Raw genomic sequence first — 13,477 nt, forward strand, 5'->3', positions numbered from 1 at the left:
TTTAGCTGCGGGTCAGCGGGCGGTAATCAAGCTGGCGATGGAAGGTGTAGCTGTAGTTCTCGATTGACGTCAGCATCCCCGTATCGAGTGACGGATGCCATAGAAGTATGATCGGAATTTCTTCCTTAACCAGCTCGATCATCCGCTTCACATCGGCATCATACACATCCTGATCTGTCTCGTAGCGGGTTTTCTCCACCAGGGAAATGAATTCAGGATTCTGATACGCTCCGAAGTTCCAGCGTGTGTCGCCATAGTAGAAAATGCGGAAGAAATAATCCGGATCGGCCAGATAGGAGGTGGATCCTTCGAAATAGAAGGGGATCTTCTTTTCCTGTAACAAGGTTCCAAGCTGCCCTGCCGGAACCTTGTTGATGGCGACGCGGATACCGATTTCGCCCAGCGCCTCCTGAAGAAGCAGCGCTACCGGTTCGGCCACTGTTGCTACCGAAAGTTCGAACGAGAAGGTAGTATCAAAACCGTCCGGATGGCTCGATTCGGCCATGAGCTGCTTGGCTTTTTCCAGATCCGTGGAGTAGCCCAGCGGCTGCGGAAATTTCGTCGACTCCGGGGCGCCCGGCGTACCGCCGAACAAGGGCTCGCCCCGCCCGAACAACGCAGCCTGAAACATGGCTTCATAAGGCAGAGCATAAGCAATGGCCTGGCGCACCTTCAAATCGTCGAAGGGAGCCAGTTGGTTGTTCATGCCGATGAACTGGAAGGTCGAAGTGGGCACGCCGACAACCTTGACCTGGTCATTGTTCAGGAGTTCGATGACATCCTTTGGCGGCAGGTCCTGCGCAATGTCAGCGTCGCCCTTGACGAGGGCGGCGACGCGGCTCTCGGGCGCCGGAACGGTCTGCCACAGCACCTGTTCAAACGCTGGCAGCGGACCTGATTTCCAATCGTCGAAACGTTCATACAGGATGCGCTCGCCAATATTGGCGCGCGCGATCTTGTAGGCACCTCCGGCCGCTGTGTTGTTCTTCAGCCATTCCGAAGCCCAGGGATCGGCTTCGGTCGCATGCTGCATTGCCAGCTTGGAGTTGACGATAATGGGATAGGTCAGCGCCAGGTTGGGCAGTGCAAACCGGTCCGGCTGCGGCAGGTCGATACGCAGCGTGTGCTCGTCGACAATGACGAACTGCTCCGGGTCGGTCATGGAGCCCGTCTTGAACTGGGCAAGGCCGATGGGACTGGCGACAACACGATCGAGCGACCACTTGACGTCCTCGGCAGTTACCGGCGTGCCATCGTGGAAGACCGCATCCTTGCGCAGCCTGAAAGTCAGGGATTTGCGATCATCCGAGAACTCGTAGCTTTCAGCCAGTTCCGGCTCGATGTCGAAATAATCGTAATAGGCAGTGCCGTCGCCGCGGTCCTTGTAGGCGAAGCGCACGAGCCGGTCATAGACGTTCCACGTGATCTGGATCGCATTGCGATTGACCCCCACGGAGAAACTATCAAAGGAATTTGGCGCTCCCTCGCTGAGAACGCGCAGGCTCTTGGCCCGGGATTGGGCATTTGCCCATTTTACCGGAAGCATTATCCCGGCGCCGAATGCGCCGCTCAATGCCAGAAAATCACGCCGATTCATTCTATTCCTCCGTTGTTGATATCCTTGCAGGCAGTTTCACGAACTCGTCGGCCGATGTCGTGAAAGCCGCCCTCCTCTGGACTTCGTGGCGGCACCCGCCCTGTTATTGCTGGATGCTCTAGAAGCCCACCTTGTCGGAGCCTTTCAGCCCAAGCATCCGGCGGGCATCCGCGGGTGAGGCGACATCCTTTGTAAGTCCCTCGATGATGTTGCGGATCATGGTTACCTGTTCTGCATTTGAAGTCGCCATTTTCCCGCGGCCTGCGTAAAGACTGTCTTCAAGACCCACACGGACATTGCCGCCCATTGTAGCCGCCATTGTGGCCATGTTCATTTGATGGCGGCCACCTGCCAGCACCGACCACTGGTAGGTTCCGGCGCCGAAAAGCCGGTCGGCGGTCTCTTTCATGAACATAAGGTTCTCAGGACCCGGTCCGATTCCTCCAAGGGTGCCGACGATCAGTTGAAGGAACATGGGCGTCTGCACGAGTCCGCGATCGAGCATATGGGCGAGATTGTAAAGATGGCCCACATCGTAGCACTCGAACTCGAACCGCGTGCCTCCTTTGCCCATCACGTCGAGAATGGTTTCGATATCGGAGAAGGTGTTGCGGAAGATCGCATTGCGCGAAGCTTCCAGATAGTCCTCTTCCCAATCGAACTTCCATTTGCCGCGATACTTCTCGATCATGGCATAGGTGCCGAAGTTCATTGAGCCCATATTGCACGAACAAAGCTCCGGTGAGGCGGTCGACGGTGCCTTCAGCCGGTCCTCGATCGACATAAACGTCGAGCCGCCCGTGGTCATGTTGAGCACTGCATCGGTTTCGGCGCGGATCGAGCGCAGGATATGCAGCCAGATATCGAGGTCGGGCGTCGGGCGATGCGTGTTTGGATCGCGCGCGTGAAGATGCAGGATGGCAGCCCCCGCCTTTGCTGCATCGATAGCCTGTTCGATGATCGCATCCGGCGTCACCGGCAGATATTCCGACATTGTCGGCGTATGCGTAGCGCCGGTAATGGCGCAGGTGATGATGACCCGATTCAGGTCTTCCTTGGCAATCGTGCTCATTCCGTATACTCCAATCCGCCGCAAATTTGCATGACCTGTCCCGAGATCGGGCGCCCTGAAGGCCCGGTCAAATATACGACCAGGGCCGCGATTTCTTCCGGCTCGACCATGGTTTTCATTGACACCGCACGCAGCGCAATGGCTGCCATCTCGTCATAGCTTATGCCCCGCGTCGTTGCCCGGTCAGTGAAGACACGGCGAATACGGTCGCCGGCGACGACCCCAGGCGCAATGGCATTGACGCGGATCTGGTCCGGTCCCAATTCGACGGAGAGCGCCCGCGCCAGAGAGATCACTGCCGCCTTTGACGCTGCGTAGGGCGAACGCAGGCCGAAAGCGTATTTCCCCGCCACCGAAGCCATGCAGACGATTGAACCGCCCTGGTTCTTCTTCAGATGCGGGATGGCGGCGCGGGCCATGAAGAACTGGCCGTTCACATTGACGGCGAAGCAACGCGTCCAATCCTCGGTCGAGATGTTCTCCACCGGCGCCGCTGGGCCCGGTATTCCGGCGTTGTTCACCAGAATGTCCAGACCGCCCATATCGTCTGCCGCAGCTTGGACAAAAGCATTGCACGCGTCTGGATCGGCAACATCGCAGACCATGGTCTTGATGCCCGGCAAGGCGTTGCGCGCTTCTTCCAGCGCCGCTTCGGCGATGTCGCAGATCCAGACCTTTGCTCCAAGGCCCAGCATCGCCTCGGCGATCGAGCGGCCTATGCCGCCGGCCCCCGCCGTGATGATAACCCGCTGGCGCGCCCAATAGTCCGCCGTTGTCATTTCTGCTCCTGCTTCTTGATTTTGGTGGAAATGCTATGCGAGCGGTCGATCTGCGGCGGCTCAAATGCGCGCACCGCAGGAGGCTCGCCTTCAAACCGCTCCACGAACACAATGGTCGTATGTGCAGTCGGCCCCTGTGCCAGACGTGAGGTCGGCAGGTCCATTGTCAAAACATTGACGTTGCCGTGCCGCTCGATCCCATCCGGTCCGATGTCTAGCCATGCACCGGTAGACATTTGCAGGACACCCGGAGCGACGTCTTCCGACAGCACAGCACCGCCAAGGCAGGCACCGCGAGCAGATCGAACCAATACGACGTCACCCTCGCGAATGCCTCGTTTCGCCGCTTCGTCCGGATGCATGCGTGCGGCTTCTCTGCCGGCTACTTTGGCGTTCCGAGAGTGGGCACCCAGATCCAGTTGACTATGCAGTTTCGTTGCCGGTTGATTGGAGACCAGATGCAATGCCCCGTCGGGGGCGTTCCCCAACCACTCGGCCGGCTCGAACCAGGTTGGCATGCCGGGGCAATCGTCATAGCCGAACCCGGCGACCCTTTCCGAACGGATTTCTATTCTTCCCGTAGGTGTCAGAAGCCGATTGCGCACCGGATCGGCCCGGAAATCCGCCATCAACGGACGCGGGGAATCGAAAGGTGCAAAGACATACTCCCCGGCGTCCCAGAACGTGTCGAAGTCGGGAAGGTTATAGCCATGGCTGGCGGCGGCTGCATGGCTTTCGTCGTAAAGCCGGCGGATCCAGCCCATTTCATCGAGGCCACCGGTGAAACTTTCGGCCAGTCCCATCCGAGCTGCAATGCCGGCGAGGATGTCATGATCGTTGCGCGCCTCTTCGTAGGGGGTCAGCGCTTGTTTCATCGCGATCAGATGCGGCTCGCCCTTGGCGATGCCCAGATCGTTACGTTCGAGGGGCAGGGTGCAGGGCAGGACGATATCGGCATGTTTGGCGATCGAATTCCAAAGCGGTTCCTGCACCACTACCAACTCTGGTCCTTTCCAGACCCGGTGCAGTCGATTCAGATCCTGCTGATGGTGAAACGGATTGCCGCCTGCCCACCAGATCATCCGGATTTCGGGGTAATGGTAACAGGCGCCATTGTAATCGAAGGGAGCGCCGGGAAACTCCAGCATGTCCGCCAAACGCGCCACGGGAATAAAGCTGCGCACCGGGTTCTGGAATTGCGGCAGAGCGGGCCATTTGAAGGGCAGGGGCACATTTCCAACCCTGTTTGCGCCCGCATACCCGGTTCCGAAGCCTCCGCCTGGAAGACCAATCTGGCCGAGCATGGCTGCGAGCGTGACCAGCATCCAGACAGGCTGCTCCCCGTGATCGGCGCGTTGCAGTGACCATGAAAGCGAAAGCATTGTGCGACGCACAGCCATGCGACGGGCAAGATCGCGGATCGCGTCCGCGCCGACCCCAGTGATCTTTGCTGCCCATTCCGGCGATTTCGGCTGCCCGTCGTCTTTGCCGAGAAGATAGGCGCGGAATTCGGGATAGCCGACCGTGTGGCTCGCCAGAAAGTCTTGGTCGGCAAGGTCCTCGTTTTCCAGCACATAGGCCAGGCCCATCATCAGCGCGACATCTGTATTCGGCCGCGGCGCAAGCCATTCGGCGTCTAATTCGGCCATGATGTCATCGCGCAAAGGGGCGATGTTGACGAACCGGGTGCCTGCATTCCTTGCTGCAAGAAGCGCGTCCGGCACTTTATGGCGGCTGACGCCGCCGGCGCTCACCTGCGCGTTCCTCACCGGCAGCCCGCCGAAGGCTACAAACAGTTCGGTATGGCCGATGATCAGTTCCCAGGGGGTCTGGTTGTCTGCCATTCCGTCCTGTGAACCGATCACGTGCGGTAGCACGACTTCGGCTGCAGCATGGCTGAACGTGTTGACCGAGCGTACATAGCCGCCGGTCAGATTCAGGAAGCGGTGGATCTGGCTTTGCGCATGGTGAAAGCGGCCGGCGCTGGCCCAGCCATAAGAGCCACCATAGATCGCCTCATTGCCATATCCAGCAATCACCCGAGCCAATTCCTCGGCCACCAAGTCGCACGCGTCGTCCCAGGGCACGGGCACGAATGCATCTTCGCCACGCGCTGCCCCGCCATCTCCCGCAAGCCAGCCGCGCCGCACCATCGGTTGCGCGATGCGCATGGGGCCGCGTATGGCGGCAAGATAATTGTCGCTGATGGCCGAAGGCGCGGGATCGTGATCCGCCGCCTTCATGGCGACGAGTTTGCCATTCTTCACGACCGGACGGGAAATTCCCCAATGGCTGAGGGTCAGCATCTGCTACGCAAACCTTGCCAGCCCGCCGTCCAGAACCGGCTTGTCGCGCCCCACGGAACGGGCGGCGAAACGAACGCCACCCTCCTGGTTCCAATAGGAAACTTCGAGCTCTTCGCCGGGATAAAGCGGCCCGCTGAATCGTGCTGCAAAGCGGCTCATCCGTGCCGGATCACCGTCACAGAAGTGGCGCAAGACGTCAAAGCAAACGAGGCCGAATGTGTTGGCGCCGTGCATGATAGGACGTTCGAAACCGGCTGCGCGCGCTGCCTCGGGCAGAACGTGAAGGGCATTCAGATCGCCGAGCAAACGAAACAGCAGGGGACTGTCAGGGCGGCTGGCGATCCGGGTGGTGGCATCAGGCTGCCTTTCAGGGGAGCGGATCATTTCGAATGCTTCGCCCCGAGATCCTCCAAAGCCACCCCCGCCCATGACGAAGAGGTTCGAATACGACGTAAAGACGATCTCGTCTCCATCCAGAAGGTCTGTCGCCAGCAGGATCAGCGCGGCTTTCCCATCGCCCTTATCAAGCAGGCCGGCTATCCTTGGCCGGGCAACCAGCGTTGCCTCGGGGACGAAAGGCCGATACATCCTCAAATCCAGGCCGCCATGCACCACCCGCGCGAGATCAACGCCGCACGCCTGCATCCAAGAGTCGTCAAAGCAGAGATTCTGTCCGAAGCTTGGGATGACGCGCAGCCCATCCTCATGAACGAAAGAAAGATTTTCGTGCGTCTCAGCGCCGCAGCAAAGTGCATAAAGAATTGCCTCCCGAGACGTGTAGGCGCGCGTACGATCGGCAAAGACATGGCTCTGGATTTTATCGGCGTCGAGAGTCACGCGGGTCCTCCTTCTGTCATTCTGCCGCAGACTTGCACTTCGTTTTGAAAAATGCAACAGGGTCTCGTTTAATGAAACAAATTCTGCCCGGCGGTTGGTTGATCGTTCACGATCGACATGAGCCCCTTGGCAAATAGCCCAGGAGGAGAGAGGCCAAATGAGTGAAGCCGTAATCGTAAGCGCGGTCAGAACTCCGATTGGTAAGGCCTACCGAGGGGCCTTCAATGATACTTCACCACAACAGTTGGCCGGACATGCCATACGCGGTGCGCTGGCCGCCGCTGGCCTGAACGGCGAGGCGGGCGAGGCGGTGAATGACGTTGTAATGGGCTGCGCCCTCCAGCAAGGCGCCACCAGCTTCAATATCGGCCGGCAGGCCGCGTTGGCCGCCGGCTTGCCTTCTTCGGTGCCGGGGATGTCGGTCGATCGGCAATGCTCTTCAGGATTGGTGGCGCTGGCGCTTGCCGGTCAGCAGATACGCTGTGAGGGTGCAAGAATCGTAGTCGCCGGCGGTGTGGAGAGTTGCTCGCTTGTTCAGAACGAGCATCTGAACCGCTACCGGGCTGAAGATCCGGCGATCCTCGATCTCCAGCCTGCCCTGTACATGTCGATGATCGAGACAGCCGAGATCGTGGCCGACCGCTACGGGGTGACGCGCGCTGCACAGGACGAATTCGCGTACGTTTCGCAGCAGCGAATGGCCGCGGCCCAAGTTTCCGGCCGTTTTGACGCGGAAATCGTGCCTATTCAGGCGCGACAACTGGTAAAGGATCGCGAAACCGGTGAAGTCGCTCCGGTCGACCGGCTGGTCGAAACTGACGAATGCAATCGCCCCGGCACAACACTTGCCGACCTTGCGAGACTGGAACCCGTATTCAAGGACGGGCAGCAGATCGCAGCAGGTCGTCATGTCACCGCCGGAAACGCCAGCCAATTATCAGACGGAGCGGCAGCGCTGGTGGTCATGGAGGCTTCCGAGGCAGCAACGCGCGGCCTCACACCTCTGGGCGCGCTGCGCGGCATTGAAGTCGCGGGCTGCGCGCCGGAAGAAATGGGTATTGGCCCCGTCCTTGCCGTGCCGCAGCTCCTTAATCGATTTCGACTGAAGCCCGATGACATTGACCTTTGGGAGCTGAACGAGGCCTTTGCCGCCCAGGCTGTTTATTGCAGGGATCGCCTGGGGATAAATCCAGAGCGGCTAAACGTAAATGGCGGCGCGATAGCCATGGGGCATCCCTACGGAATGTCAGGCGCGCGCATGGCGACGCATATACTGCACGAGGGGCAGAGGCGGGGCGCTAGGTGGGGTGTGGTGACGATGTGCGTCGGCGGTGGTATGGGCGCTGCCGGCCTGATTGAAATTTTTCCGAACCGATAGGGAGAAGCAAGGTGGCGGCAGTCGAAGCCCTCTCTGAAACCGTCAGTGCGGAGCGTCGTGGCGATATACTTTTCATTCGAACGGACAATCCGCCGCTCAACCTGCTCTCAGCTTCGGTCCGCCAAGGCATCCAACGTGGACTGTCCCTTGCCCAGACGATGTCTGGCCTTCGGGCGCTCGTGCTTACCTGCGCTGGCGATAGCGGATTCTCCGGCGCCGATATGAGCGAGTTCGGCCGGCCGATTGCCCCTCCGGAACTGCCGGAATTGATCGAGGAAATCGCCGCTTTCCCGCTGCCGGTGATCGCTGCGCTGAATGGAAGAACGCTTGGGGGCGGATTTGAGGTTGCTCTAGCCTGCCGTTCGCGGATCGCCTCGCCGAAGGTCCGAGTGGCTTTGCCCGAAATTCGACTGGGTTTGATCCCGGGAGCTGGCGGGATCGAGCGCGTGACCCGCATGGCGGGGATAAGGGTGGCGCTGGACGTTTGCTTATCCGGCCGTGAGATTGGCGCGGAAGAGGCTTTGAAAATGGGCCTCATCGACCGTATCGCAGATGGTGACCTGATTCAGGCTGCGTTGGATCTTGCCCAAAGCGAGCCTCCTTTGCGTTTGCCGGTGCACGAAAGCGCCGAAGATATCGCTTCAGCCATTTCGGAATGGCGCCGTGGCCCGGGCCGCCGTCTTGCGAAGCAGTCCGCACCTGAAGAGGCAATCGCGCTCATCGAAACGGCGGCTGCAAATCCGGAACTTTCATTGCGGTCGCAGACCGTTTCGGCTTTCCAGCGGCTGGAGCGGGGGCCGCAATCGGCAGCGCTTCGCCACCTCTTTGCCGCTGAGCGCAGCCTGCGCGATCTTCCCTTCCTGCCAGAAGGCACAAAGCCTGCCGAAATTCACAGTGTAGGCATCGTCGGCGCGGGGACGATGGGGAGCGGAATAGCGACTGCAATGTTGATGAGCGGCCTCCCCGTGGTCCTCAGTGACAATAGCGCTGAAGCGCTGGCGCGCGGTCGGGCGCTTGTCGCCGCAAATCTCGATGGCGCGGTAAAGCGTGGCAAGATAACCGGTGCTGCGTGCGAAGCCGCTCTGGACCGGCTCACTCTGGCCGAGGATACGGCGGCTCTGAGCGATGTCGATCTCATCATCGAAGCAGTCTATGAATCCATGCCCGTGAAGCTGGAGGTTTTCGCACGCCTCGATGCGGTGGCGAAACCCGATGCGATCCTGGCCAGCAACACGTCTTTCCTGGACATCGATCGTATGGCCGAGGCGACTGGCCGGCCCGAGAAGGTGCTGGGCATGCATTTCTTCTCGCCAGCCAATGTGATGCGGCTGCTTGAAGTTGTCCGAGGAGCCAAGACGGGCGCCCGTGAGATTGCAACAGCGGTTGAGCTGGGCCGCAGAATCGGGAAGACCGTCGTCTGCGTCGGCAACTGTTACGGGTTCGTTGGCAATCGCATCCTGATCCGACGTCAGAATGCGGCGATGGACTTGCTGCTGGCCGGTCACGACCCCTATGCCATTGATCGGGCTATGACCGATTTCGGCCTGCCTATGGGACCATTTGCAATGGCCGATCTGGCGGGGTTGGACGTAGGATGGGACAGGGAAGGAACGGCTGGACGCACGATTGAGGAAGTAATGTGCGAGGCAGGCCGCTTCGGCCGCAAATCGGGCGGCGGCTATTACGATTACGATGAAAAGGGGCAAGCGCGGCCATCGCCAGCGGCCCTGGCGTTGATCTCTGATTTCCGCAAGCGAAATGGAATGACTGGCACCCGTGAAGCGGCAAGCGACGAATGGTTGTTGGAGCAGCTTCTGGCGCCGATGTTCGAAGAAATCGGTCGTATAATCGATGAGGGCATAGTGCTGCGAGCATCCGATATCGATGTCATCTGGGTCCATGGCTATGGCTGGCCGGCCTGGCGTGGCGGCCCAGCCTGGTATCGCGAACACCGCCATTTATTTGCGAAAGGGGCTTGATCCTCACCATAGGCGCCTTTGTGGGTCCATCGGGGCACGGCGCGGCAGGACTATTCAGGCCTCCGTCTTATCCGCTTTCCGTCCGCTTGCGCGGCTGGGCTTTGCTGGTACCGCGTCGTCGGGCGATGGCTCTGCCGGCGGTGCCGCAACAGGCTCACGATAGCCGATCTGTTCGGAGAAACGCCGGGCCGTTTCTGCAACCTTTTGGACAAGGCGAGGCAGTGCCTCCTCGGTGAGTCGCATGGTTGGCATGCTGATGCCGATCGCGCCATATGCAATTGCATCCGTGCCGATCACCGGCGCCGCCACACCGGAGACCCCTTCGCGGTATTCATCCATGCCCACTGTCGCGCCTTGCGCGCGGCTGGCTTCGATGTTGGCAAGCAGCGCCTTTGCAGTGGTCAGGGTGCGCGGGGTGAAGGCCGTGAAGTCGAGCCCTGAAAGGTCTGCATCGGCTTCCGCCATCAGAAATGCCTTGCCAAAGGATGAGGCATGGACGGGCGATCGGCTGCCAAGCGGAGCAATCGCCTGCAATGGCTGGGCGCAATCCACCTTCTCGACGATGATGACGTCTGCACCGTCGCGCCGGGTCAGGATGGCTGTCTCACCCAATTCATCCACCAGTTCCTGAAGATAGGGCCGTGCGGACATGCGCAGGTCGTTGCGGTGGAAGGCGCGAACACCAATCTCCCACATCTTGGTCGTCATCATGTACCGGCCATTCGGCTCATCCTGAGTGACGTAGCCCATCTGCGACATCACTTCGAGCATCCGAAAGGTCGTACTTTTGTTCATCGACGCTGCGCGCGACAACGTTGCCAGCCGAACCGGGCCGTCATAGGTGGATAAGAGTTCAAGCAGGGTGAGCGCTTTCCCGACCGTGCCGCTCATAAATCGTTACTCCTCATCAACACGAAAGGAAGAAACACTGCACCCGGATGATATGGCCTTGCCACTCCTCATCCGTCCGAGTTTTTGCCGCTGCCAATTAAGACGTGAGCTGGAACATTAGCCGCAGCTCGTCTGCTGCTCATGTCTCAGTCTGTTTTGGGCTGGGGCATTTCCACGCTGCCGCCCGCCGCTTTCCATGCCGAAAATCCACCCTTTACATGAGCGACCGGCGCAAGTCCCATCTCCTGTGCGGTTCGTGTGGCAAGGGCGGAACGCCAGCCAGAAGCGCAGTAGAACACAAACGTTTTGTCTTCCTGGAAAATGGGTTTCGCATAGGGGCTTTCCGGATCGATCCAGAATTCAAGCATTCCGCGGGTACAGGAAAAGGCACCGGGTATCTTGCCCTCGCGCGCGAGTTCCCGCGGATCACGCAAATCGACAAAGACCACATCGTCCCTGTCATGCATGGCCAACGCCTCCTCGACACTGACAGATTTAACGATCTCGTTGGCCTCGTCCACCATGTCTTTGACATGTTTCGTAATTTTCGAAGGCATTCGCATTCTCCCGCTGATTTTCCCCACACTGGGACTCTACCATTACGTATGTTCAGATAATCACGCATTGACAAGCCGTGCAAACTAATAAAACCTTGTCCCAACTATTGAAACGTTCGGGCGTAAGCCCGGCATGTGCGATCGGGGGTCCGGATGTCGCAAACATACACCGAGGAACAGCGCATGATTGCGGACGGTGTCCGCGCCTTTGTCGAAAAGGAACTCATGCCGCACGAGCAACTGGTTGAGCAGGCGGATGCCGTCCCGCCAGACCTGTTTGCAGAGCTGAAGGCCAAAGCCATCGCCTCGGGTTTTTATGCGATGAATATGCCTGAATCATTTGGCGGGGGCGGCCTAGGCCAGTCCCTCCGGGTTGTGGCCGAGATCGAGTTCGGCCGCACGACAAGGGCATTGTCAATCATCTGCAACCGGCCGGCCCCGATCCTGGCCAAATGCACTGGCGATCAGATCGAAACTTATCTGAAACCGGTTATCAAGGGTGAGCGCTGGGAATGCTTCGGCCTTACCGAGCCAGGGGCCGGTTCGGATGCACGCCAGATCTCCACGAAGGCTGTGCGCGACGGCGATGATTATATAATCAATGGCGAGAAGATATTCATCACCATGGCCATGGTGGCGGATTTCATCATTCTCTTTGCCGTGACCGGCGTTGATGAAACCCCGAAAGGGCCGCGTAAGCGAATCACCTGTTTTCTGGTCGACAAGGATTCGCCCGGCATTACCGTCAGCCCGCTGGAATTGCTGGGCAATCGCGGCTTCAAGTCATGCTCGATCGCGCTGCAGGACGTGCGGGTCCCGGCTCGCAACATACTGGGCGAAGAGGGCGGCGGTTTCGCTATTGCCAAGAACTGGATCTTCTCGGGGCGGGTAATGCTCGCGGCCAACATGGTCGGTCTGGCCGAACGCGCCATGGGGATTGCCGCAACTTACGCCAACACCCGGAAAGCTTTCGGAAAGACCATTGGGCAGTTTCAGGGCACGTCCTTCAAGCTCGCCGATATGGCCATGGATATACAGGCAACCCGCCTCCTGGTGCTTGATGGCGCGGCCAAGATGGAAGCCGGAACCATCACCCAGCGCGAAGCATCGATTGTCAATCTCTACGGATCGGAAATGGCCGGTCGGGTCACCGATAACGCCCTGCAGATTCTTGGTGGCATGGGCGTTTCAAAGGAATGGCCGATAGAGCGCATGTGGCGGGATGTCCGCGTAGAGCGCATCTGGGAAGGCACATCCGAGATTCATCGCGACATCATTTCCAAGGATGTACTACGGGAGTTCCAGGCATGAGCCGCATAAGGACCGAGGTGGAGGGGGAGGTCCTGATCATCACCTTCGACCATCCGCCCGCAAACGCCATTGACCAGCAGGCAAGTCGCGATCTCGATGCGGCGCTTACCCGCCTGAACGAGGACCCGGCGCTGCGGGTGGGCATCGTTACAGGCTCGGGCGACCGTATCTTCTCTGCCGGTTGGGATCTCAAGGCTGTGGCGGCAGGCGATGACGGTGAGGATTTCGGCCCGCACGGCTTCATGTCCTTGAATCGTCATGACCTTGTAAAGCCGGTGATCTGCGCCGTGAACGGGCTTGCGGTCGGCGGCGGGTTCGAATTTGCGCTTAATGCTTCGCTGGTGATCGCGGTGCCCGAGGCCGAATTCGGCCTGCCCGAGCTTCAGCGCGGTTTTATCCCGGAGGCTGGTGGTCTCTGGCGGGCACATCGCCGCCTGCCGGTCAACATAGCTTCGGAATTGCTCCTGACAGGGCGGCGGCTGACCGCGGAAGAAGGTCTGCGCTACGGTTTTCTAAACCGTGTGGTTCCGCGCGAGAAGCTGATGGATACCGCGCGCGAACTCGCTGCCGACATCCTGAAAGGCGCGCCGCTTGCCGTTGCGGCACTGCTTGAGGTGACTCGCGAGGTAGAGGCTCTGTCGGACCGCGATGCCTTCGCGCGGCTGTATAGCGGCTTGCCCTGGCGCGACCGGTTGCGGAAGTCGGACGACTACAATGAAGGGCCGCGCGCCTTCGCAGAAAAGCGCGCACCCCGCTGGACAGGAAAGTAG

Annotated in this window: 11 protein-coding genes; 4 read left to right on the top strand and 7 right to left on the bottom strand. The window is 59.7% G+C overall.

The features are described from left to right. Position 1: 1 nt before the first annotated feature. The 5 genes from HUS57_RS15310 to HUS57_RS15330 form a co-directional block, all read right to left on the bottom strand. On the bottom strand, positions 2-1,597 hold the full coding sequence (locus HUS57_RS15310) for an ABC transporter substrate-binding protein (RefSeq protein ID WP_173934753.1): 1,596 nt from the start codon (positions 1,595-1,597) through the stop codon (positions 2-4). 118 nt (positions 1,598-1,715) lie between these two features. Then, positions 1,716-2,669, bottom strand: coding sequence for a 3-keto-5-aminohexanoate cleavage protein (locus HUS57_RS15315; protein WP_173934754.1), 954 nt, complete (start codon positions 2,667-2,669; stop codon positions 1,716-1,718). Next, complete coding sequence (locus HUS57_RS15320) at positions 2,666-3,448, bottom strand: SDR family oxidoreductase (RefSeq protein ID WP_173934755.1); 783 nt, start codon at positions 3,446-3,448, stop codon at positions 2,666-2,668. Before HUS57_RS15320 ends, HUS57_RS15315 begins: the two co-directional genes overlap by 4 nt. Next, entirely contained in the window at positions 3,445-5,754 is a 2,310-nt protein-coding gene (locus HUS57_RS15325) for a molybdopterin-dependent oxidoreductase (RefSeq protein ID WP_173934756.1), read from the bottom strand. The genes HUS57_RS15320 and HUS57_RS15325 overlap by 4 nt, the downstream gene beginning before the upstream one ends. A 3-nt stretch (positions 5,755-5,757) precedes the next feature. Continuing rightward, positions 5,758-6,591: a MaoC family dehydratase gene (locus HUS57_RS15330; protein WP_173934757.1), complete on the bottom strand. Its 834-nt coding sequence runs from the start codon at positions 6,589-6,591 to the stop codon at positions 5,758-5,760. Between the two features lie 157 nt (positions 6,592-6,748). Between HUS57_RS15330 and HUS57_RS15335 the strand changes: the two genes are divergently transcribed. Beyond that, on the top strand, positions 6,749-7,969 hold the full coding sequence (locus HUS57_RS15335; RefSeq protein WP_173934758.1) for a thiolase family protein: 1,221 nt from the start codon (positions 6,749-6,751) through the stop codon (positions 7,967-7,969). Between the two features lie 11 nt (positions 7,970-7,980). Beyond that, on the top strand, positions 7,981-9,948 hold the full coding sequence (locus tag HUS57_RS15340) for a 3-hydroxyacyl-CoA dehydrogenase NAD-binding domain-containing protein (RefSeq protein ID WP_173934759.1): 1,968 nt from the start codon (positions 7,981-7,983) through the stop codon (positions 9,946-9,948). Between the two features lie 54 nt (positions 9,949-10,002). On the opposite strand, the gene HUS57_RS15345 is transcribed toward HUS57_RS15340, so the two are convergent. Next, positions 10,003-10,839: an IclR family transcriptional regulator gene (locus tag HUS57_RS15345; RefSeq protein ID WP_173934760.1), complete on the bottom strand. Its 837-nt coding sequence runs from the start codon at positions 10,837-10,839 to the stop codon at positions 10,003-10,005. A 146-nt stretch (positions 10,840-10,985) separates the two neighbouring features. Next, complete coding sequence (locus HUS57_RS15350; protein WP_173934761.1) at positions 10,986-11,396, bottom strand: rhodanese-like domain-containing protein; 411 nt, start codon at positions 11,394-11,396, stop codon at positions 10,986-10,988. A 153-nt stretch (positions 11,397-11,549) separates the two neighbouring features. On the opposite strand from HUS57_RS15350, the gene HUS57_RS15355 reads away from it, so the two are divergent. Further along, entirely contained in the window at positions 11,550-12,707 is a 1,158-nt protein-coding gene (locus HUS57_RS15355; RefSeq protein ID WP_173934762.1) for an acyl-CoA dehydrogenase family protein, read from the top strand. Beyond that, positions 12,704-13,477: an enoyl-CoA hydratase-related protein gene (locus tag HUS57_RS15360; protein WP_173934763.1), complete on the top strand. Its 774-nt coding sequence runs from the start codon at positions 12,704-12,706 to the stop codon at positions 13,475-13,477. The genes HUS57_RS15355 and HUS57_RS15360 overlap by 4 nt, the downstream gene beginning before the upstream one ends.

This window comes from Chelativorans sp. Marseille-P2723, assembly GCF_902809845.1.
Taxonomy (GTDB): domain Bacteria; phylum Pseudomonadota; class Alphaproteobacteria; order Rhizobiales; family Rhizobiaceae; genus Chelativorans.

Coding starts and splice junctions, on each gene's coding strand:
- HUS57_RS15310 (WP_173934753.1), bottom strand. CDS start 1,597: ATGAATCGGCGTGATTTTCTGGCATTGAGCGGCGCATTCGGCGCCGGG.
- HUS57_RS15315 (WP_173934754.1), bottom strand. CDS start 2,669: ATGAGCACGATTGCCAAGGAAGACCTGAATCGGGTCATCATCACCTGC.
- HUS57_RS15320 (WP_173934755.1), bottom strand. CDS start 3,448: ATGACAACGGCGGACTATTGGGCGCGCCAGCGGGTTATCATCACGGCG.
- HUS57_RS15325 (WP_173934756.1), bottom strand. CDS start 5,754: ATGCTGACCCTCAGCCATTGGGGAATTTCCCGTCCGGTCGTGAAGAAT.
- HUS57_RS15335 (WP_173934758.1), top strand. CDS start 6,749: ATGAGTGAAGCCGTAATCGTAAGCGCGGTCAGAACTCCGATTGGTAAG.
- HUS57_RS15345 (WP_173934760.1), bottom strand. CDS start 10,839: ATGAGCGGCACGGTCGGGAAAGCGCTCACCCTGCTTGAACTCTTATCC.
- HUS57_RS15350 (WP_173934761.1), bottom strand. CDS start 11,396: ATGCCTTCGAAAATTACGAAACATGTCAAAGACATGGTGGACGAGGCC.
- HUS57_RS15355 (WP_173934762.1), top strand. CDS start 11,550: ATGTCGCAAACATACACCGAGGAACAGCGCATGATTGCGGACGGTGTC.
- HUS57_RS15360 (WP_173934763.1), top strand. CDS start 12,704: ATGAGCCGCATAAGGACCGAGGTGGAGGGGGAGGTCCTGATCATCACC.